General features: G+C 72.7%; 19 protein-coding genes. 12 read left to right on the top strand and 7 right to left on the bottom strand.

Annotation, left to right across the window (positions count from 1 at the left end; translation table 11 throughout):
• Window positions 1-2 precede the first annotated feature (2 nt).
• From QSK21_RS01330 to QSK21_RS01340, 3 genes are read right to left on the bottom strand one after another with little or no spacing between them, the layout of a single operon-like run.
• Window positions 3-1,502 carry an SAM-dependent methyltransferase gene (locus QSK21_RS01330; protein WP_285692927.1) on the bottom strand — a complete coding sequence of 500 codons (1,500 nt, stop codon included), beginning with the start codon at window positions 1,500-1,502 and terminating at the stop codon, window positions 3-5.
• Window positions 1,499-2,452 carry a methylenetetrahydrofolate reductase gene (locus QSK21_RS01335; RefSeq protein WP_285692928.1) on the bottom strand — a complete coding sequence of 318 codons (954 nt, stop codon included), beginning with the start codon at window positions 2,450-2,452 and terminating at the stop codon, window positions 1,499-1,501. The genes QSK21_RS01330 and QSK21_RS01335 overlap by 4 nt, the downstream gene beginning before the upstream one ends.
• Window positions 2,449-3,006 carry a methylenetetrahydrofolate reductase C-terminal domain-containing protein gene (locus tag QSK21_RS01340; protein ID WP_285692930.1) on the bottom strand — a complete coding sequence of 186 codons (558 nt, stop codon included), beginning with the start codon at window positions 3,004-3,006 and terminating at the stop codon, window positions 2,449-2,451. Before QSK21_RS01340 ends, QSK21_RS01335 begins: the two co-directional genes overlap by 4 nt.
• 350 nt (window positions 3,007-3,356) lie before the next feature.
• On the opposite strand from QSK21_RS01340, the gene QSK21_RS01345 reads away from it, so the two are divergent.
• The gene (locus QSK21_RS01345; RefSeq protein WP_285692932.1) at window positions 3,357-4,709 is read left to right on the top strand and encodes a PucR family transcriptional regulator; all 1,353 of its coding nucleotides are present in this window, start codon (window positions 3,357-3,359) and stop codon (window positions 4,707-4,709) included.
• Window positions 4,706-6,514 (top strand): bifunctional homocysteine S-methyltransferase/methylenetetrahydrofolate reductase, encoded by a 1,809-nt coding sequence (locus QSK21_RS01350; RefSeq protein WP_285692934.1) that lies wholly within the window; start codon window positions 4,706-4,708, stop codon window positions 6,512-6,514. The genes QSK21_RS01345 and QSK21_RS01350 overlap by 4 nt, the downstream gene beginning before the upstream one ends.
• A gap of 47 nt (window positions 6,515-6,561) precedes the next feature.
• Here the strand turns inward: QSK21_RS01350 and QSK21_RS01355 are convergent, their stop codons facing one another.
• Window positions 6,562-6,960 carry a PspC domain-containing protein gene (locus tag QSK21_RS01355; RefSeq protein ID WP_285692936.1) on the bottom strand — a complete coding sequence of 133 codons (399 nt, stop codon included), beginning with the start codon at window positions 6,958-6,960 and terminating at the stop codon, window positions 6,562-6,564.
• Between the two features lie 97 nt (window positions 6,961-7,057).
• Window positions 7,058-8,479, bottom strand: coding sequence for an MFS transporter (locus QSK21_RS01360; protein WP_285692938.1), 1,422 nt, complete (start codon window positions 8,477-8,479; stop codon window positions 7,058-7,060).
• Between the two features lie 247 nt (window positions 8,480-8,726).
• Between QSK21_RS01360 and QSK21_RS01365 the strand changes: the two genes are divergently transcribed.
• Genes QSK21_RS01365 through QSK21_RS01380 form a run of 4 tightly spaced genes read left to right on the top strand, consistent with a single transcriptional unit; the run spans window position 8,727 to window position 12,604 of the window.
• On the top strand, window positions 8,727-9,098 hold the full coding sequence (locus QSK21_RS01365) for a hypothetical protein (RefSeq protein ID WP_285692940.1): 372 nt from the start codon (window positions 8,727-8,729) through the stop codon (window positions 9,096-9,098).
• 45 nt (window positions 9,099-9,143) lie between these two features.
• Window positions 9,144-10,556 carry a cytochrome ubiquinol oxidase subunit I gene (locus tag QSK21_RS01370; protein WP_285692942.1) on the top strand — a complete coding sequence of 471 codons (1,413 nt, stop codon included), beginning with the start codon at window positions 9,144-9,146 and terminating at the stop codon, window positions 10,554-10,556.
• Window positions 10,553-11,590, top strand: a complete 1,038-nt coding sequence (locus tag QSK21_RS01375; RefSeq protein ID WP_285692943.1) for a cytochrome d ubiquinol oxidase subunit II — start codon at window positions 10,553-10,555, stop codon at window positions 11,588-11,590. The genes QSK21_RS01370 and QSK21_RS01375 overlap by 4 nt, the downstream gene beginning before the upstream one ends.
• Window positions 11,591-11,626: 36 nt before the next feature.
• A complete protein-coding gene (locus tag QSK21_RS01380) occupies window positions 11,627-12,604 on the top strand; it encodes an ATP-dependent DNA ligase (protein ID WP_285692945.1) in 978 nt (325 codons plus the stop codon).
• A 10-nt stretch (window positions 12,605-12,614) separates the two neighbouring features.
• Here the strand turns inward: QSK21_RS01380 and QSK21_RS01385 are convergent, their stop codons facing one another.
• Window positions 12,615-13,298, bottom strand: a complete 684-nt coding sequence (locus QSK21_RS01385) for a TetR/AcrR family transcriptional regulator (protein ID WP_285692947.1) — start codon at window positions 13,296-13,298, stop codon at window positions 12,615-12,617.
• A gap of 59 nt (window positions 13,299-13,357) precedes the next feature.
• Between QSK21_RS01385 and QSK21_RS01390 the strand changes: the two genes are divergently transcribed.
• Window positions 13,358-14,185: an alpha/beta fold hydrolase gene (locus QSK21_RS01390; protein ID WP_285692950.1), complete on the top strand. Its 828-nt coding sequence runs from the start codon at window positions 13,358-13,360 to the stop codon at window positions 14,183-14,185.
• 152 nt (window positions 14,186-14,337) lie between these two features.
• On the opposite strand, the gene QSK21_RS01395 is transcribed toward QSK21_RS01390, so the two are convergent.
• The gene (locus QSK21_RS01395; protein WP_285692952.1) at window positions 14,338-14,607 is read right to left on the bottom strand and encodes a hypothetical protein; all 270 of its coding nucleotides are present in this window, start codon (window positions 14,605-14,607) and stop codon (window positions 14,338-14,340) included.
• A 143-nt stretch (window positions 14,608-14,750) separates the two neighbouring features.
• Between QSK21_RS01395 and QSK21_RS01400 the strand changes: the two genes are divergently transcribed.
• The 5 genes from QSK21_RS01400 to QSK21_RS01420 all read left to right on the top strand — a co-directional run bounded on the left by QSK21_RS01400 (window position 14,751) and on the right by QSK21_RS01420 (window position 19,281).
• Window positions 14,751-15,983 (top strand): cysteine desulfurase-like protein, encoded by a 1,233-nt coding sequence (locus QSK21_RS01400; protein ID WP_285692954.1) that lies wholly within the window; start codon window positions 14,751-14,753, stop codon window positions 15,981-15,983.
• Between the two features lie 39 nt (window positions 15,984-16,022).
• Window positions 16,023-17,150: an amidohydrolase family protein gene (locus QSK21_RS01405; RefSeq protein ID WP_285692957.1), complete on the top strand. Its 1,128-nt coding sequence runs from the start codon at window positions 16,023-16,025 to the stop codon at window positions 17,148-17,150.
• Window positions 17,151-17,211: 61 nt separating this feature from the next.
• A complete protein-coding gene (locus tag QSK21_RS01410) occupies window positions 17,212-17,739 on the top strand; it encodes a TrmH family RNA methyltransferase (RefSeq protein ID WP_285693317.1) in 528 nt (175 codons plus the stop codon).
• A 152-nt stretch (window positions 17,740-17,891) separates the two neighbouring features.
• Window positions 17,892-18,293, top strand: a complete 402-nt coding sequence (locus QSK21_RS01415) for a hypothetical protein (protein ID WP_285692959.1) — start codon at window positions 17,892-17,894, stop codon at window positions 18,291-18,293.
• A gap of 10 nt (window positions 18,294-18,303) precedes the next feature.
• Window positions 18,304-19,281, top strand: a complete 978-nt coding sequence (locus QSK21_RS01420) for a ketopantoate reductase family protein (protein ID WP_285692962.1) — start codon at window positions 18,304-18,306, stop codon at window positions 19,279-19,281.
• The last annotated feature ends 35 nt before the right edge of the window (window positions 19,282-19,316 follow it).

Raw genomic sequence — 19,316 nt, forward strand, 5'->3', positions numbered from 1 at the left:
CGTCAGTCCCTCACCTGTGCCGTCATGGTCACGATGTTCCCGCCGCCTCGATGCCGGAACGGGGCGTACCGGACCTCGAACCCCTTGCGGCGTCCCACGTGGGCGAGCAGCGGTCCGTTGACCCAGTTCACCACGGACCCGTCGTACTTGCCGGGGCCGCGGAAGCTCGTCCGATACCCCTGGACGTCGGTGACGAACAGGTCGTGGCACACCAGTTTCCCGTACGGGTGCAGCAGGGAGAGGCTGTCGGTGAAGCTGGCCAGCGCGCCGTTGTTCACGTGCATCCGGACGTCCGCGCCCGGCTCCAGCAGCGGGCGCAGCGCCTCGCCGCTCACCGACGGCGCCAGCTCGTACAGGTCCAGGCCGGCGAGCGGGACGTAGCGTTCCTTCAGCCGCACCAGCGACCACGCCTTCTGCCAGAACCCCACCGCGCTGTTCACGTCCGGGAACCGCGCCGGGTCCGCGTCGGCCAGCAGGGACGGGCCGAGCCGCAGCAGCCGGTGGACCAGTCCGGGCAGTTCCTCCGGTGCCAGGCCGACGTCCTCGGCGAGCCCGGCCGCGCCGTCCGCCGGGAGGTAGGCCCGGGTCTGGACGAGGTAGGTCCGCCCGCCCAGATGAGCGACCTCGTCGGTGGGCAGGTTGTCGTAGACGTTGGAGATGTAGATCAAAAAGACCTTGTACCGGAGGAAGCCGAGCGAGGTGCAGGGGCGGGTGGCGTCCAGCGCGAACGAGCTGACCCGCTCGGCGTGGTCGGCGACGTTCTCCCGCGCCAGGTCCAGGACGTGCGGCGAGTTGTCGCACATCAGGTAGTGCAGCCGCCGGTAGTACTCCTTGCCGTGCGCCCGGTCCAGCTCGCGGAACTCGTCCAGGAACACCCGCGCCTGGTTGCCGTTGCCGACGCCGAACTCGACGACGTACAACTGCTCGGGCAGCGCGCCGGTCTCCGACAGCCGGTCCCACACCGCGAACAGGTCGCCGATCAGCTCGCGTGCGCCGTCGCGGTTGCGGGCGTCGCTCTCGCCGCCGGGCAGGGCCTGCTCGTACTCGCGGCCGGTCGCCTTCTCCCACACCCGCAGCGCCGACCAGTACAGGGAGTTGAACGCCCAGATGCAGCTCTCCCTGCCCGGACCCCAGTCCTCCAGGTAGAGATCGCGGTCGTCGGCGTCGTGCAGCCTGGCGGACGTCAGCTCGTGCAGGGGGTGGTCACCGCTGCGCCGCACGTCCACGGCGATCTCCATGTCGTCGTCCCGGACGCCGACGGGGACGGGCACGGGCCATTCCTGTGCGGGATCCTTCAGAGCGGGCGACGCGGACAGGATGGGACGGACGTCCACCACGTCCCGGAAGTTGTTCCTGTACTGCACCCAGTCGTAGACCACCCGGACCCGCCCGAGGTCGGCGTCCTCGTCGCGCAGCGCCTCCAGGACGGGTGTCACCGCCTTGCCGATGTCCAAGGGCTTCTTGCCCCGCAGCCGGGCGTGCGGGCGGAAGTCCACGATCATGACCGGCCTCCCTTTCCGGCCTCGCCGCGGACCCCGGGGCCGACCCCGGCGCGCTGGACGATGTCGGGCACGCCGCGCTCGAACCCGATGGCCATGACGTGCACGCCCGCCACGCCGGGCACCTCGGTGAGCCGCTTGATGGTCTCGACGCACAGGTCGATGCCCTCCTCGGTCACCCGGTCGGACGGCACGGCGCGCAGCCGCCGCTCCACCTCGTCCGGGATCACGACGCCCGGGACGGTGCGCATGAACTCCAGCGCGCGCAGCGAGCGGATCGGGCCGACGCCCGCCAGCACCGCGCACTTCTCGGTCACCCCGAGGTCGCGCAGGTCGCCCATCCAGCGCTCGAACAGGTCGAAGTCGAACACGAACTGCGTCTGCACGAACTCCGCCCCGGCGGCGACCTTCTTGGCCAGCCGCCGCGCCCGCAGCTCGGTCGGCGGCGCGAACGGGTTCTCCACCGTCCCGATCATCCAGGCGGGCCTGGTCCTGATCTCCCGGCCGGACATCAGCGTGCCCTCGTCGCGCAGGGCGCGGGCCGCCCAGCCGAGCTGCACGCCGTCCAGGTCGAACACCGGCTTGGCGTCCGGATGGTCGCCCGCCTTCGGATGGTCGCCGGTCAGCAGCAGGACGTTCGGGATGCCCAGCGCGCCCGCCGCCAGCAGGTCCGACTGGAGCGCGAGCCGGTTGCGGTCGCGGCAGGTGAGCTGCATCACCGGCTCCACGCCCGCGCGCATCGCCAGCAGGCTCGCGGCCAGGCTGGACATCCGGACCCTCGCGCCCTGGTTGTCGGTGATGTTGGCGGCGTCCACCCAGCCCCGCAGCAGCTCCGCCTTGCGCGCCACAGCGTCCGGGTCGGCGTCCCCCGGCGGCTCGATCTCCGCGGTCACCACGAAATGACCGGCGTCGAGCGCCGCACGCAGCTCACCACCGGGATCGGGAGGGCTCATCTCGGCGTCAACCCCTTCTCCTGTGCGCCCGCGCCGTTCAAGGGCGGGTACGGGTCGGTGTCGGTAAAGGCCGTCCACAGGCCGTCGTCACGGCCCTGCCAGTAGTTCACCCAGGAGCTGCGGCCCCGCTCGCGATGGTCGACGGGACGTTGCAGCAGGTCGAGATCGGCGCCGCGGCCCGACGCCTCCGCCCGCTCGTACGCGATCAGCCACACGCAGCGCAGCTCGGGATGCACCTCGCAGCGGCCGTCGGCCGACACGCCGCCGCAGGGTCCGTTGCGGAGCTGCTTCGGGCAGGTCATCGGGCAGGTGTACCCGGTCGCCGGAAGCTCGCACTGGCCGCACATCCGGCAGCCGAACAGCGCCTCCTTGCTCGCCCTCTCCCCCGCCGTTAACCAGCGGTACAGGCGCGGCCGGTGTTCGATGAGGGCGGCGAGCCGCCGGTAGACCGCGTTCGCGGCCATGAGCGCGTGCAGCAGGTAGCCCATGCGCGCGGACAGCCTCGGACGGAACGGCCTGGGCCAGGTCGGGTCCCGGCGGGGTTCGCTGGACATATCCAATGGCTGCTTCCGGGTTCGATATCGGCGGCACCGATGCGCCTGCCGCATATTGGTCGCGTATTGCGGGCGGTCACCGCTTCACAGAGTCGCATTCGGCTTCCGGGCTGTCTTCGGCTCGCGGGCCAATGGTGGACGGGCGGGCGTTGTGGCGTGACACAGCGGGGTACCGGTCGGCCGAAAGCCTTCCATTGAGCAGAACATCGCTTGTCATCGCCCGTGTCGTGCGTCACCGTGAGCGTGGAGACAACGGGTCAGGGGTGTCACTTGTGCCGTAACACAAAAGGGTGTGAAGGGGGCCGGTCGCGCCATTGCCCGTCCTGGATCGCCGATCGTGAACTCCGGGCATGACCGCGGCCGGCGCAGCGATGAGCACCTCCGCGTTCCCTTCCGACGCGGCGCCCGCGGGCCGGCAGGCGGGCGCCCGCGACGAGACCTATGTCCTGCGGAAGATCGTCGCCATGTGCGGGCGGCTGTCGGCGCTGGCGTCCCAGGACGTCGATGTCGCCGGGGTCGTGCGGTTCCTCTCCGAGGGCGTCGGCGCGCAGGTGGCGCTGCTCGACCGCACGCTCGAAGTGATCGCCTTCGCCGGGGTGGACGACCCCGCGGAGGTGGTCGGCACGCTCCGTGACCACGCCGGCGGGTCCGGCCCGTACACGGTGCTCAACTCCGCCGCCCGCAACCGGCGCCCGCTCACCGTCCCGAACCTGACCGGCGACGCCGCCTCGGTGATCGTCGCCCCGGTCTCGGTCGGCGAGGACGTGGCCGGGCACCTGCTCACCGTCGGCGGCCGCGACCACGACCTCACCGAGGATATGCGGCTACTGGTCACCGAGCACGCCGCCATGGTGTGCGGGGTGATGCTCGGCCGCGAGCTGGTGGTGGCCGCCGCCGCGGGCCGGGCCCGCCAGGAGCTGTTCGAGGGGCTGCTGCACGCACGCGGCGCCGGGACGGGCGACCGGGAGGACGGCGAGGCGGAGCGCTGGGCCCGCCACCTCGGCTACGACCCGGAACGCCGCTACCACGTGCTGGCCGTCGCGCTCGTCCACGCCGGTCCCTCGGCCGCGGCCGGAACGGGGCCGCTCGCCTTCGTCGAGTCGACCCTCACCCGCCTCGCCCCGGACGCGATCGTGGCCGCCCGCCAGGACGAGGTCGTGGCCATCGTCCCGGTGAACGGCGAAGGCGAGGAAGGGCTGGCCGAGGTGCGCAAACTGGCGTCCGCGTGCGCCGACTCGATCGCCGAACGCAGGCTCGGCGTCGTTGCCGCCGGGGTGGGCAACGAATGCGGCGGCGCGGCCGGGATCGCGCGCTCGTACGCCGAGGCCGGTCGGGCGCTCGCCGGCGTCCGGCGGATGGGCGGCTCCGGAGGCGTCGCCGCGTTCGCCGACCTCGGAATCCATCGGCTGCTGCTGCGCGTTCCCGACGTGGGCGACCTGCGCGCGTTCGCCGACGAGGTGATCGGCAAGCTGCTGGACGAGGAGGAGGCGACCGGCATGGAGTACCTGACCACGCTGTCGGTCTACTTCAACGAGAACAGCAGCCCGCGCCGCACCGCCCGGCGGCTGCACGTCCACCCGAACACCGTCAGCTACCGGATCCGCCGCGTCGAGGAGATCACCGGGCTCTCCTTCGACGTCCACCGCGACCGGCTGATGGCCGAGGTCGCCGTGGAGATCCTCACCGGACTGGGAACGTCATGACCGACCTGCGGCAGGCCCTGGAGTCGGGCATCCTGATCTGCGACGGCGCGATGGGCACCATGCTGCACGCGGCGGGCAACTCGCTCGACCAGGCGCTGCCGGCCCTCAACCTGACCGACGCGGCGCTGGTGCGCACCATCCACGACAGCTACGTGGACTCCGGCGCCGACATCGTCCAGACCAACACCTTCGGCGCGAGCCGTCTGCGGCTGGCCGCCTACGGCTTCGGCGACCGGGTGGAGGAGATCAACCGCGCGGGCGTGCGGCTGGCCCGCGAGGCCGCGGCCGCCGCCGACCGGCCGGTCCTGGTCGCGGGGTCGGTCTCCCCCGCGGTGAACGTGCAGCAGCGGCGCAGGGCCGGTGCCGCCGAGCGCCGCGACGCGCTCGCCGAACAGCTCTCCGTCCTGGACGACGCGGGCGTGGACCTGGTGCTCCTGGAGACCTTCGGCTATCTGGACGAGCTGGTCGAGGCCGTGGAGGTCGCGGCCGGGCTGTGCCGTGTCCCGGTGATCGCGCAGGCCACGTTCGCCAGCGACACCCACACGCTCAGCGGCCACACCCCGCGCGAGGTCGCCTCGGCGCTGGCCGGCACCCCGATCGTCGCGCTCGGCACCAACTGCACCCTCGGCCCGCAACGTTCCCTCGCCGTGCTGCGGGCGCTGAGCGAGCACACCGACCTGCCGCTGACCGTGCAGCCCAACGCGGGCCTGCCGCGCCGCGTGGCCCCGGCGCGGTTCGAGTACGACATCGACTCCGAGTACTTCGTCCGGTACGTACGGCAGCTCCTGGAGGCGGGGGCGCGGATCGTCGGCGGCTGCTGCGGCACCACGCCGACCCAGCTCGCCGCGATCGTCCAGGCCGCCGAGGAGTACCGGCGGCGCCCCCTGACCGTGACGCCGCGGGAGGAGCCCGCCCCGGCCCGGCCCGCGCCGGTCCGCCGCGCGCCGTTCGGCGACCGGTTCATCGTCGAGCTGACGCCCCCGCCGACCGGCGGCGGCGAGGAGACCCTCGACATGGCCAGGCGGCTCATGGACGACGGGATCGGCCTCATCTCCGTGGTCGCGTCCCGCACCGCCAGGGCCCAGTTGAACCCCATCGACCTGGCCCTGCACCTGCACCAGACCCTCGGCGTCGACACCATGGCCACGGTCACCACCTGGGACCGGACCATCATGGCGTTGCAGGCGGACCTGCTGGGCGCCCACACCCTCGGCCTGCGCCGCGTCGTCTGCGAGACCGGCAGCCCGCCCCTGCTCGGCGACTACCCGCACGTCGACGGCATCTGGGACGTGGACTCCCTCGGCCTCATCGAACTGCTCGCCGACCTCAACAACGGCGACGACTACTACGGCCTGCGGCTGCCGTCCAAGACCGAGTTCGAGATCGGCGCCCGCGTCAACCCCGGCAGCCGCGAACCCGAACGCGAGGCCGCCCGCGCCGCCGGCAAGATCGCCGCGGGTGCGCGCTTCCTCATCACCCGTCCCGTGTACGACCCGGCCGATCTGGAACGCCTTCTCGACCTGGTCGCCCGGCAGACATCGGGACGGGAGGTGCCGGTGCTCGCGGCCGTCCACCCCCTCACCGGCTTCCCCGAGGCCGAGCTGCTCGCCCACGAGGTCCCGGACGTCCGGATCCCCGACCGCACCCTCGCCGCCCTCCAGGACGCGGGCGACGGCGCCCGCGAGGTCGGTATCGAACTGGCCCTCGACCTGGTGTCCCGCCTCAAGGAGATGGCCGGCGGGATCGTCCTGGCGCCCACGACGGACCCTGTGGAGACCGTGCACGCCATCCTGTCCGGCACCTGAAAGGGCCGGTGACCCCGTTCGGGTCACCGGCCCTGTGCTGACGGGCGTCAAGCGAGGTCGTGCTTCCCCTTCGCCTTGGCGAGGCCCTCGTCCAGGCCCTCTTTGGTCTTCCGCACGACCTCCTGGACGGTCGCGTTCCGGTTCGCCTTCCGGATCAGGTCCTCGGCGATGGACGACGACCGGCCCTCCGCGGGGATCAGCGCCCACGCCGCGGCGTAGACCAGGAAGACCGCGCCGCCGAAGGAGGTGACGGTGCCGACGACCGCCAAGGCGGCCAGGCCCAGCCGCAGGACGTTGACGTCGATCCCCAGGTGGCGCGCGGCGCCGGCGCACACCCCGGCGATCATGCGGCCCTCGTTGACGCGGCGCGGCCACGTGGCGGCGGCGGTGCTGGTCTGCCCGGTCTGCCCGGTGTGCTCGGTGTGCTCGGTGTGCTCGGTGTCCATGCCTTGATCCTGCCGCCGCGGCGATCGCCGGAACATCGGGATTCGCCCTGATCCGCCCCTGATCGGACCCTTGCCGGGCGGCCCCGTCCCCGGGTCCCTACCCTGAGGTGTCCCGGAGTATGGCCGCGACCGGCGGGGAGTGGTAGGCGGACGTCCGGCCGCCCATCCACGTCTCCAGGTCCGGCCTGTGCGGAGGCACGCCGCCGAGCAGCAGCAGCACGCCGCTCACCACGCCGCCGATCAGCGTGACCACGACGGTGATGAGGACGGAGGAGCGGATGCCGTCGCCGAGGTCCGTGTGCGTCATGGCGAGGTACAGCAGCACCGGGCCGACGAGGAACGCCGCCTCGGAGCGGAGCAGCTCCACCAGGCCGAAGGTCGGTCCGAGCCGGCTGGCGGGGACGCTCAGCGCGGCCATGAACAGGCCGGGCGTCACCCCGGCACCGGCCCCGAAACCCAGCAGCACACCGGCCGTGGTCACGACGAGGTGGTCGTGGCCGGCGCCCAGCCCCAGCAGGATCGCGCCGCCGGCCGCCACCGTGAACAGCCCGGTGAACGGGAGCACGGGCAGCCAGCGCGACGTCAGCGTCCTCTTGAACAGCCACGCGGACACGGCGATCCCGGCGAGCTGGGCGGCCAGCAGCGCGCCGGACAGGATCTGGGACCGGCCGGCGACCTGCAGCAGGTAGGCCACGGTGAGTTCGATCAGGGTGATGAACGCGGCGCCCACCACCATCGCCAAGGAGATCCCGGTGACCGGAAGCGTGTTGGTCAGCACCCTCAGCGGCATCAGCGGATGCCGCATCCGGTACTGGGTCACCAGGAGGGCGCCGAGCGCCGCGAGCCCCAGCACGACGGGCACGATGAAGCCCGGGGAGGCGAACGTCACCTCGCCCAGCAGGGCGACCCCGAGAAAGGACAGGATCGTGGCGACGGTCGCGATCGGGATGGCCGCCCAGTCGAAGGTCATCTCGTGGCCCCCCAACGGCCGGCGCGGGAACGCCAGCAGCCCGGTCACGAACCCGAGGACGCCGATCACCGCCGTGCCGACGAACAGCGGGCGCCACTGCGCCACGTCCCCCACGATGCCGCCGACGACCGGGCCGAGCGTCACGGCCCCGAACAGCCCGAGGCTCACGAACGCCGCGGTCAACGGCACCTTGTCGACGCCGTGCCCGGTGACCAGCGGCGGCAGGGCGGCGACCAGCAGCATGCCGGTGGCCAGGCCCTGGAGCACGTGACCGACGGCGAACGGCACGATGCCCGGCGCGAGCGCGGCCAGCAGGGAACCGACCACGAACGCGACCTCGCACGCCAGGTAGACCTGGCGGGCCGGGACGCGCTGGATCAGGTCGGCGGCGATGACGGCGCCGAGCGCGTAGGCGGCGTCCGACATCCCGGCCGCGAGCTGCATGCCCAGCGCCCCGCCGCCCAGCTCGCGTTGAAGCTGTTCGCCGAACAGTTGCGACGCGCCGGACAGTATGAGGAACGGGCACAAGGCGAGCAGCACGAGCGCCACCGCGGCAGGGTAGCTCCCTTGCCACGGGACGGCTTTCGGGTCCCCCGACACCATCGGGCGGCTACCCACACCGTCCCCCTGGAAACCTCATTCGAGTTCGGGACTGGTGCCGCGATGGCGAACGCGAAAGGTCCGGGGGCCGTGTGAAGTCGGCTCGGCCGGGTAGCGGGCTATCCGACGGTGATGGCGAGAACACAACCGGTGATGGCCACCGTGGCGGAAGCCGAGCACGACTGGAGAGACGACGATGCCGGCAACCAAAGGCGAGAGCGCGACCACGGACGACCGCATGCTGGGTCCGGTGCCGGGCGCCCCGGCGCTCGGACGCGGACCGGCGCAGGACGGCGGCTTCGACTGCCCGGGGTGCGCGTGGCCCGATGTCCCCCATGGCCTGCATCTCGACATCTGCGAGAACGGCGTCGAGCCCGCGACCTGGAAGATGACCGGCGACCGTGCCGTCCGCCACCACATCCCCCGCGGCTGCGCTGTGGGATACATGCCCGAGCTGACCGTCCTGTGCGGCCTCGCCGACTCCCGGGAGCAGAGCGGGCAGCCGGTCACCGGGCACCTGATCGTCGAAGTATCCCCCAGTCGTCAGGACCAGGCGACGGCACGGTGAGGCCGGGGGACGCGGATGTGCGCTAGCAGCCTGACCCTTCACCCCATGGTCCTGGACGCCGTGGCGCTGCACGCCGTGGTGGACGCGGGCAAGGACGTCGTCCCGGCCCGCGCGCAGATGGCGACCACGCTGGGCTTCCACATCATCCTGGCCTGCCTGGGGATCGCGCTGCCGACGGTCGTGCTGCTGGCGGAGCTCATCGGCCTGCGCCGGAGCGACGAGACGGCGCTGCGGCTGGCACGGCGCTGGTCCCAGGTCATGGCGGTGCTGCTCGCGGTCGGCGCGGTCACCGGCACCGTGCTGTCGTTCGAGATGGGCCTGCTGTGGCCCGGACTGATGCGCCGGTACGGGGCGGTGCTGGGGATCCCGTTCGCCATGGAAGGCCTGTTCTTCTTCCTCGAAGCGATCTTCGCCGGGATCTATCTGTGGGGCTGGCGGCGGCTGCCGCCCTGGGCGCACTGGTGGTCCGGCACGCCGATCGCCCTGAGCGGGATCTTCGGCGCGATGTCGGTGGTCGCGGTGAACTCGTGGATGAACCAGCCCGGCGGTTTCACCGAACGCGACGGCGTGATCACCTCGGTGGACCCGTGGCAGGTGTTCTTCAACGCGGCCTTCGACTACCAGGTGCCGCACATGATCCTGGCCGCCTACATGGTCACCGGTTTCCTGGTGGCGTCGGTGTACGCGGCGGGCATCCTGCGCGGCCGCCGGGACCGCTACCACTACACCGGCTTCGCCGTCGGATTCGTCCCCGCGGCGGTGCTGACCCCGTTCCAGATCTTCGTCGGCGACACCGCGGCGCGGGCGATCGCCAGGGACCAGCCGGTGAAGTTCGCCGCCATGGAGTACGTCCCGCGGACCTCACGGAACGTGCCGGAATGGATCGGCGGGGTCTATGTCGACGGCCGGGTCCACGGCGGTGTGAAGATCCCGTACTTGGACTCGCTGCTGGTCGGTTTCCGGCCCAGCACCCAGGTCATCGGCTGGGAGAGCGTGCCGCCCGACGAGCGCCCGCCCGCGATCTCGCTGATCCATCTGTGTTTCGACGTCATGGTCGGGCTGGGCACGCTGCTGCTGCTCGCCGGGCTGTGGGCGCTGTACGAGTGGTGGCGGCGGCGCCGGCTGCCGCCGGGGCGGCTGTTCTGGCTTCTGGGGCTGATCAGCGGTCCCGCCGCGACCATCGCGATGGAGGCCGGCTGGGTGGTCACCGAGGTCGGCCGGCAGCCGTGGGTGGTCTACCGGCTGATGAGAACCTCCGAGGCCGCGACCACCAACGAGGGCGTCGCCGTCACCCTGACCCTGATCGTCATCCTGTACGCGGTGCTCGGGGTGGGGACGATCGCGATCCTGCGGATGCTGGCCCGGCGCTGGCGCAGCGGCGACGCCGAGGAGGCGGCCGTCCCCTACGGTCCTCCCGACGTCCCGCGGGACACGCCCGAAGGCGAGAAGGCACGGTGACGGCCGCGGACGTGGTGGGCGGGATCCTGCTCGCCGGGATCACCCTGTACGCGGTCCTGGGCGGGGCCGACTTCGGCGGCGGCCTGTGGGACCTGCTGGCCGGCGGGACGCGGCGGGGACAGGCGCCGCGCGCGCTGATCGACACGTCCATCACGCCGGTCTGGGAGGCCAACCACGTCTGGCTGATCTTCATCCTGGTCGTCTTCTGGACCGGCTTCCCGCAGGCGTTCAGCTCGGTGATGACCACCGCCGCGCTCCCGCTGTGGCTCGCGCTGGGCGGCATCGTGCTGCGCGGCGCCGGGTTCGCGTTCCGCAAGGAGCTGTCCCGGCTGCACACCCAGCGCGCCACCGGCGCCGTCTTCGCCATCTCCTCGCTGATGACCCCCTTCTTCATGGGCACCGTGATCGGCACCATCGCCACCGGTGCCGTCCCGGTGCCCGGCAAGGTCGATCTGGACGCGTGGACGAGCCCGACCTCGCTGCTGATCGGGGCGCTGTTCGTGGCCGCCTGCGGCTACCTGGCGGCGGTGTACCTGGTCGGCGAGGCCGACCGCCGCGACGACCGGCCGATGCTGGACTACTTCGTCGACCGGGCCCGGATCGCGGCCATCGTGGCCGGGGTGTTGTCGCTGGTGACCTTGGCCGTCCTGCGCGGTTCCAACCAGGCGTTGTTCGACCGGCTGATCGGCCGGGCGCTGCCGCTGGTCATCGTGGCCGGGGTCTGCGGGCTGGCGGTGGTGGTCCTGCTCACCGCGAGGCGGCTGAGGGGCACCCGGGCCATCGCCGCCCTCGGCGTGGCCGCCGTGGTGTGGGGATGGGGCGTGGCCCAGTATCCGGTGCTGCTGCCCGGCACGGCGGTGACCCTGACCGACGCCGGAGCGCCGCAGGCCACCTTCGTCAGCCTGATCGTGGTGTTCATCGCCGCGCTGGTGCTGGTCGTACCCTCCTTCGGGCTGCTGTTCGCCCTGCAGAGCAGGCACCTGCTGGAGGCGGAGGAGACCGCGACGCCGTCGGCCGCGGACCCGCCCGGCTGAGGCCGTCCGGTGCGGATTCGTGGGCCCGTCGCGCCGATGCTCGCGGCGACGGTCGAGGAGATCCCGGCGGGCGAGGCCCTGGCCTTCGAGCCCAAGTGGGACGGGTTCCGCGTTCAGGTGCGGGTGGAGGCGGAGGGCGGCGTGGAGCTGTACTCGCGCACCTGCACCAGGCTGACCGGCTCCTTCCCGGAGACCGTGGCCGCGGTCGGACGGCATGTCCCGGCGGGGACGGTCCTCGACGGTGAGCTGGTGCACTGGTCACCGGCAGGGCGCCTCGATTTCGAGGTGCTGCGACAGCGGCTCGGCCTGGGGCCACGGCGCGCCGCCGAGCACGCGCGCCGGCACCCGGTCACGGTGGCGGTGTTCGACGTCCTGGAGACGGCGGACGAGGGGGATCTGCGCGGCCGGCCGCTGGCCGAGCGGCGAGCCGTCCTGGAACGGCTGCTGGCGGGGGTGCCGGGCACCGACCTGGTGATCCTGACGCCGCAGACCACCGATCGTGGCGAGGCCGAGCTGTGGCTGGAGGTGCTGCCCGCCCAGGGGATCGAAGGCTTGGTGATCAAGCCGCTGGCCGGCGCGTACACATCGGGCACGCGCGGATGGATGAAGATCAAGCATCGCCGGGAGACGCTGGTCATCGTCGGCGGCTACACGGGCCCGGTCACCGCCCCAACCAGCCTGGTCATCGGCCGTTACTTCGACGACGGGGTCCTGCGCATCGCGGGCCGTACCGGCGCCCCACCGGCCGACCTGCGCGACGAGCTCCGGGCCGAGCTGGAGGCCAGGAGCCCGGCGCCGCCCGGCCATCCCTGGCCGGAGCTGCTGTCCCCCGGCTGGGGACCCGGCCGGCGCGCCCCGATCCCCTACCAGCGCATCGAGCCGACGCTCGTCGCGCAGGTGTCGGTCGACATCGCCGAGGATCGCGGACGCCGCTGGCGGCACACGGCGCGGCTGCTGGAGCTGCGGACCGACCTCACGCCCGCGGACGTGCCCACCGGCCTGCGGATCGAGTGATCCGCGCGGGTCAGGTGAGGAGGCCGGTCAGGATGCCGCGGACGGCCCGCTCGAAGAGGTCCCGTTCCGGCGCGGGCGGCGCGGGGCGGCTGAGCGCGGCGGCGAAGTGCGGGTACGCGGTCAGGTCCAGCCCCGCGAACGGCACGGATCCGGCGGCGGCCTCGCCGCGGGCGAAGAGGCTGACGACGCCGGTCATCATCGCGATCGCCTCGAACTTGGCGGTGGCACCGGCCGGCACGGGGTCCAGGATGCCCAGGCAGTGGTCGAACCAGGCCAGGCCCTCGGGCCCGATCGCGGACGTCCGGTGCAGCACCTCCACCAGCCAGGGGTGGCGCCGGTAGAGGGCCAGTTGCCTGCGGGCCAGTTCCAGCATCGCGTCCAGCCAGTCCCCGTCGCCCTCCGGGTAGGGCCGCAGCTCGCCCACCACCCGGTCGGTCATCAGGTCCAGCAGGTCGTCGCGGGACGACAGGTACCGGTAGAGCGATCCGGCGCCGGTGCCGAGCGCGGTGGCGACGGCGCGCATCGTCACCGCGGCGAGCCCCTCGGTGTCGGCGAGGGCGATCGCCGCCTCGACGATGGCGTCCCTGCTGTGCGCGGGCGCGGGGCCGCGGGTGCCGCGCTCGGGCCTGGACCAGATCGGGGTCCGGCGGGCCTCGGAGCCGGACGGGCGCGAATTGGCGGGTGCGTCGTTCACCGGTCCACTGTAAACTGCGAACGACGTTTGCAGTTTCAGACACGGAGGACACGCGGGTCATGACACGGATCACGGCACGAGACGGCGCCGACCTCACAGTGCGTACCAGCGGAAGCGGACCCGGCCTCGTGGTCGTCCACGGAGGCGGGGTCACCGTCGACGTCTACCGGAGGCTGGCCACGGCGCTGTCCAGCCGGTTCACCGTCCACCTCTACGACCGGCGCGGACGCGCCGACGCCCCGCCCAGGTCACAGCCCTACGACATCGAGGAGGACATCGACGACCTCGCCGCCGTCATGGAGGCGACCGGCGCCGGCAACGTCCTCGGCCACAGCTCGGGCGGCTTCATCGCGCTGAAGGCGGCGCACCGGCTGCCGATCGACCGGCTCGCGCTCTACGACGCGGCGATCTCCATCGACGGCAGCTTCCCCGCGGCCTGGCTGCCCGCCGCGCGGCAGGCGTTGCGGGACGGGCAGACCGCCCGCGCCCTCGCGATCGTCGGGTCCGGCATCAACCCGCAGACGGGAGCCGCGAAGCTGCCCCTCGGCGCGCAGACCGCGATCGTCCGCGCGTTCATGCGCACCCGGATCGGCCGCACCATGAGCGACCTGCTGGAGATCACTCTCGACGAGACCGACGTCATCGTCCGGAACGACGGCCCCGCCGAGCGGTGGGCGGGGGTCACCTCCGCCGTGCTGCTGGCCTCGGGCGCCGACAGCGCCCCCTTTTACGCCGAGAGCAACGAGGCGCTGGCTCGCGTCCTGCCCCAGGCCCGCACCATGCTCATCCCGCGCAGCGGCCACGACGCCCTCAACAGGGCGCGCCCGAGGCTCGTCAACCCGCTCGCGGCGTTCTTCACCGGCGCCAGGGTCACACGGCCCGCCTAGGCATGAGTTGGCTTCATCGGTATGCGGGTCGTCGTGACGCACATGCGTTCATGCGGACGTGACGGCCCGCCTTACCGACGAGGGCACCGCGCCCGGCACGCCGTCACCACGGAGACCAGCGCGGCGTCCCCTGGTGACCCGAACGGGACCGGCTAGGCGTCGGCGTGCGGGCGTTCCACCGGGACGTCGGCGCCGTCGATCAGGGAGCGCGCGACCGCGGGACGCAGCGAAGCGGGCAACGGGCGCCGCGAGACGCGCAGATGGGCGACCGCCGCGCGCAGGTCCGCGACCTCCTTGCGCAGCGCCTCGATGGTGGCCCGGTCCCTGGCGGCACGATCGGACTCGACCGCACCGGTGATGCGCGACAGCTCCTCCAGCACGGGCGCCAGCGGGCCACGCTGATCAGATTGCGCCGATGTCATCACGCCTCCAGGCCGCCTACCCTCGACGTCGTGTCCGAGGCTAATCGCCTGGTCGGGCCCGTCGATATGTGCGCCGGACCAAGGCGGCGCCACGGTCGGTTGGCAACGGCCACAAACCGGTGAACGGCGAAAAGGAGAGTCCCATGACCGATGACGTGGCTGACGACGTGGCCTACGACGTGGCGGCCGTGCGCGCGCTGTTCCCCGCGTTGAAGGACGGGTCCGCCCACTTCGACGGACCCGGCGGCACGCAGACGCCGCTTCCCGTCATCGACGCCATCGCCGACGCGCTGGCCGGGCCGCTGTCCAACCGGGGCGCGCACACCACGGGGGAGCGGAACGCCGACAGGCTCGTCCTGGACGCGCGGCGGGCGATGGCGGACCTGCTCGGCGCGTCCCCGTCCGGGATCGTCTTCGGCCGCAGCGCCACGCAGCTCGCGTACGACTTCTCCCGGACCCTCGCCAAGACCTGGACGTCTCAGGACGAGGTGGTGGTCACCAGCCTGGACCATGACTCCAACATCCGTCCCTGGACGCAGGCCGCGAAGGCCGCCGGAGCCACGGTGCGCTGGGCCCACTTCGATCCGGCGACCGGTGAGCTGCCGGTGGACGCCGTGCGGGAGGCGCTGTCCGAGCGCACGCGGCTGGTGGCGGTCACCGCGGCCTCCAACCTCATCGGCACGCGTCCCGACATCCCGGCGATCGCGCAGGCGGCGCATGAGGGCGGGGCGCTCCTGTACGTGGACGGCGTCCACTACACCGCGCACGTCTCCGTCGACCTCGAGCGGTTGGGGGCGGACTTCTTCACCTGCTCCCCGTACAAGTTCCTCGGACCTCACCTGGGGGTGCTCGCCGCCCGCCCAGAGCTTCTGGAAACCCTGGAACCGGACAAGCTGCTGCCGTCGACCAACGCCGTCCCCGAACGATTCGAGCTCGGCACCCTTCCGTACGAGTTCCTGGCCGGTACCCGCGCCGCCGTCGACTTTCTCGCCGGGCTGAGCCCGGACGCGGAAGGCGACAGGCGCCGCCGTCTCATCTCCGCGTTCGCGGCCCTCGAAAAGCATGAGGACGCGCTGCGGCTCCGGATCGAAGAGGGCCTCGCCGGTCTTCCCCGCGTCACCGTCCACTCACGGGCGGCGGAACGCACCCCCACGCTGCTGCTGACCTTCGATGGACGCGGCACGGTCGACGCCTACCGCTACCTCGCCGCGCGTGGCGTGGACGCCCCGTCCGGCTCGTTCTACGCGCTGGAGGCGTCCCGGAGGCTCGGCCTGGGCGACGGCGGCGGACTGCGCGTCGGCCTCGCGCCTTACACCAACACCGAAGACGTGGACCGGCTCCTCCAGGGACTCGCCGATTTCCTCGAAGGGGCTTGACGGTCCTCGCCCGGATCGCCCTCGTGACCATAATCGTCCATGGGCTCCCTGCTTCCCAGCGTCGAGGCGCTCCAGCTCGTCGACCACCACTGCCACGGGGTGGTGCGCCGCGACCTGGACCGCGACGGGTTCGAGTCGATGCTCAACGAGTCCGGCGGGCCCGGCCCGCTCGGCGGGTCGCTGTTCGACTCGCAGCTCGGGCTGGCCGTGCGCCGCTGGTGCGCGCCCGTCCTGGACCTGCCGCCGCACGCACGGCCCGGCGACTACCTGGAGCGCCGCGCCGAACTCGGGCCGGACGAGGTCAACCGGCGGTTCCTGCGCGCGACCGGGACGGCGGCGCTGTGCGTCGACACCGGCTACACGCCCGACGCGATCCTGTCCCCCGGCGAGATGGGAGAGCTGGCCAAGGCTCCGGCGTACGAGATCGTCCGGCTGGAGCGGGTGGCCGAGGAGGTGGCGGCCACCGAGCCGTCCCCGCTCGACTTCGCCGACGCCGTCCGGTCCCGCCTGCACGAGCGCGCGGCGAACGCCGTCGGCGTGAAGTCGATCGCGGCCTACCGGGTCGGGCTCGACCTGCCCGCCGAACGCCCGTCCGACAGCGAGGTCGCCGCGGCGGCCGGGGACTGGCTCGCGTCCGGGAACCCCCGGCTGGCCGACGTGACGCTGCACGCGTTCCTCGTGTGGTGCGGGATCGACCTCGGGCTGCCGCTCCAGTTCCATGTGGGGTACGGGGACTCCGATGTCGACCTGCACCGCTGCGACCCGCTGCTGCTGACGCCGCTGCTGCGCGCCACGCGGGACTCCGGGACGCCGATCATGCTGCTGCACAACTACCCGTACCACCGGAACGCGGGCTACCTCGCGCAGGTGTTCCCGCACGTGTTCGCGGACGTGGGGCTCGCCACGCACAACCTCGGCCACCGGGCGCCCGCGCTCATCGCCGAGGCCCTGGAGCTGATCCCGTTCGGGAAGTTCCTGTACTCCTCCGACGCCTTCGGCCTGCCCGAGCTGTACCACCTCGGCGCGCTGCTGTTCCGCAGGGGCCTGTCGGACTTCCTGCGGGACGGCCTGGACGACGGCGCCTGGACGGAGGCCGACGCCGGCCGCATCGCCGAGCTGGCCGGTGCCGGGAACGCCCGCCGCGTCTACCGGCTGGACGAGCGGTGACGTACCCTCTGATGTCCATGAGGACCGTATCGATCAGGGGGTGTCTCGCCGCCCCGGCCCGGTGACCGCCCGCACGGGGGCGATCCGGCCCCGTCCCAGACGCGAGTTGAGACGCTCAAGGCGCCGGCGCCGGCACTCCTGCTGGGATCATCTCATCGCCGCCCCGCTGTGGCCGTTGCACGGCGCGAACCTCGGCACACTGCTCCGCACTTGCGACGCCGTAGGCGCCTGCCTGGCCGTTCCCCGCTTCCGATGGGTGCCCGAGGCGCTGGAGAAGGGCAACACGCTGCGCCATCCCTCATGCGTCCACTGGGTGAACGACCCGCTGGAATGGCTGGCCCGGCAACGGGAGGACGGCACGCGCGTGGTCGGCGTGGAACTGGCCGACGAGGCGGTACGGCTGGCCGACCTGCCCGCGGCGCGACAGCGGACCGTCGCGGTGCTCGGCCACGAGCAGTACGGCATCCCGCCCGACGCCCTCGACCTCCTCGACCAGGCCGTGGAGATTCCCATGGTCGGCACCGGGCACAGCCTGAACGTGGCCGTGGCCGGGTCCCTCGTCCTGTACAAGCTGGCCGGGCTGCTGTAGAGCGGCCCGGCCGGGCAGGCCCACGGGAAAATCCGTTGGACGGGCACCGCGCGGCTCTGCGATCGTTCACCTCATGGTCTGTGAAAGGGGCGCCGCCGCCCTGGTCCGATGAGCGGACACGCGCAGTGGGACGCCGCCGAGATCCGCCAAGCGTGGCTTCGCCGCGCGTCGTCCACACGGCCCGCCGACCGTCCGGCGGCGGAGGCCGCCATCTCCGCGCTCTACCGTCTGGTCGGGCTCGGACCACCCCGCTTCCACTGGGTTCCGTCCCCGCTCACGTCCGCGAGGCCGGGCTGCGGCTGGTCGCGTCCGCGCCCGACCCGGGCAACCCCGGCGGCGAGCTGAAACTCTACGGCGTCTCCGGGCACACCAAAGTGCTGCTCGCCGTCAACGGCTCGGTCGAACGCGACGGGACCCGCCGCCAGTACGGCCTGACCGTGCCCGGGTCCATCGGCGACCCGGTGGCCGCCGCCGCGTGGACCTACGACCTGTCCGCCAGCTCACCGAACCCTCGCCGCACGCCCGGCCGCCGTCGCGATCGGGCCGGCGGCTAGATTCGGGCACATGAGGCGATATGTGATCATCGGTGCCGGGGCGATCGGCGCGACCGTGGCGGCGCAACTGACCCTGGCCGGGGTTCCGGCGGTGCTGATCGCGCGCGGGGAGAACGGCGCCGTGCTGCGCCGCGACGGGTTGCTCTACGTCCGTCACGAGGGTGAGCGGCGGGTGGCGCTGGAGGTCGCGGGCGGCCCGGACGAGGTCGACCTGGAGGAGGGCGACGTCCTGGTCCTGGCCACCAAGTCCCAGGACACCGAGCGGGCCTTGCAGGACTGGGCGCACCGCCCGGTGCGGGGCGCCGAGACCGTCCCGATCCTGACCCTGCAGAACGGGCTGGAGAACGAGCGGACGGCGCTGCGCCGCTTCCCGCTGGTCCTGGGCGCGGTGGTGTGGCTGCCCGCGAGCCACCTGGCGCCGGGCGAGGTCGTGGCACGTGCCAAGCCCGTGACCGGCGCCTTCTGGATCGGCCGGTACCCCTCCGGCCACTCCCCCGTCGCCGACGACGTCGCCGCCGACCTGCGCACGGCCGGTTTCCACGCCGGGACGGTGCCCGACATCGTCTCCTGGAAGGCCGCCAAGCTCCTGAGCAACCTGGTGAACGCGCTCGACGCCCTCTACGCCCCCAGCGACCTGCGCGACCAGGCCGCCGAGGCGCTGCGCGCGGAGGGGCGGCGCGCCCTGGAGGCACACGGCATCGAACCCGCCACGCTCATCGAGGAGGCCGCCGAGGTGCGCGCCGACGTCGTGGCGTCCGACATCCCCGGCCGTCCCGCCCAGCACAGTTCCACCTGGCAGAGCCTGGCCAGGGCGGGCAGCGTCGAGACCGATCACCTGAACGGGGAGATCGTGCTGCTGGCGCGGCTGGCCGGTCAGGAGGCCCCGCTGAACGAGGCCGTCCAGAGGAGGATCGCGAGGGCGGCACGGGAGGGCGTCGCGGCCGGTTCCCTCACCGACGAGGACCTCAAGCGCGACCTCGGGTACTGACGGCTCGCGCGGGCCGGGCCGCCGTGCGAGCCCGT

Source organism: Actinomadura sp. NBRC 104412, assembly GCF_030269515.1.
GTDB lineage: Bacteria > Actinomycetota > Actinomycetes > Streptosporangiales > Streptosporangiaceae > Spirillospora.

Excerpts from the sequence above, each read along its gene's own strand:
- QSK21_RS01330 (WP_285692927.1), bottom strand. The coding sequence starts at position 1,502 with ATGATCGTGGACTTCCGCCCGCACGCCCGGCTGCGGGGCAAGAAGCCC.
- QSK21_RS01335 (WP_285692928.1), bottom strand. The coding sequence starts at position 2,452 with ATGAGCCCTCCCGATCCCGGTGGTGAGCTGCGTGCGGCGCTCGACGCC.
- QSK21_RS01340 (WP_285692930.1), bottom strand. The coding sequence starts at position 3,006 with ATGTCCAGCGAACCCCGCCGGGACCCGACCTGGCCCAGGCCGTTCCGT.
- QSK21_RS01345 (WP_285692932.1), top strand. The coding sequence starts at position 3,357 with ATGACCGCGGCCGGCGCAGCGATGAGCACCTCCGCGTTCCCTTCCGAC.
- QSK21_RS01350 (WP_285692934.1), top strand. The coding sequence starts at position 4,706 with ATGACCGACCTGCGGCAGGCCCTGGAGTCGGGCATCCTGATCTGCGAC.
- QSK21_RS01355 (WP_285692936.1), bottom strand. The coding sequence starts at position 6,960 with ATGGACACCGAGCACACCGAGCACACCGAGCACACCGGGCAGACCGGG.
- QSK21_RS01365 (WP_285692940.1), top strand. The coding sequence starts at position 8,727 with ATGCCGGCAACCAAAGGCGAGAGCGCGACCACGGACGACCGCATGCTG.
- QSK21_RS01370 (WP_285692942.1), top strand. The coding sequence starts at position 9,144 with ATGGTCCTGGACGCCGTGGCGCTGCACGCCGTGGTGGACGCGGGCAAG.
- QSK21_RS01380 (WP_285692945.1), top strand. The coding sequence starts at position 11,627 with ATGCTCGCGGCGACGGTCGAGGAGATCCCGGCGGGCGAGGCCCTGGCC.
- QSK21_RS01390 (WP_285692950.1), top strand. The coding sequence starts at position 13,358 with ATGACACGGATCACGGCACGAGACGGCGCCGACCTCACAGTGCGTACC.
- QSK21_RS01395 (WP_285692952.1), bottom strand. The coding sequence starts at position 14,607 with ATGACATCGGCGCAATCTGATCAGCGTGGCCCGCTGGCGCCCGTGCTG.
- QSK21_RS01400 (WP_285692954.1), top strand. The coding sequence starts at position 14,751 with ATGACCGATGACGTGGCTGACGACGTGGCCTACGACGTGGCGGCCGTG.
- QSK21_RS01405 (WP_285692957.1), top strand. The coding sequence starts at position 16,023 with ATGGGCTCCCTGCTTCCCAGCGTCGAGGCGCTCCAGCTCGTCGACCAC.
- QSK21_RS01420 (WP_285692962.1), top strand. The coding sequence starts at position 18,304 with ATGAGGCGATATGTGATCATCGGTGCCGGGGCGATCGGCGCGACCGTG.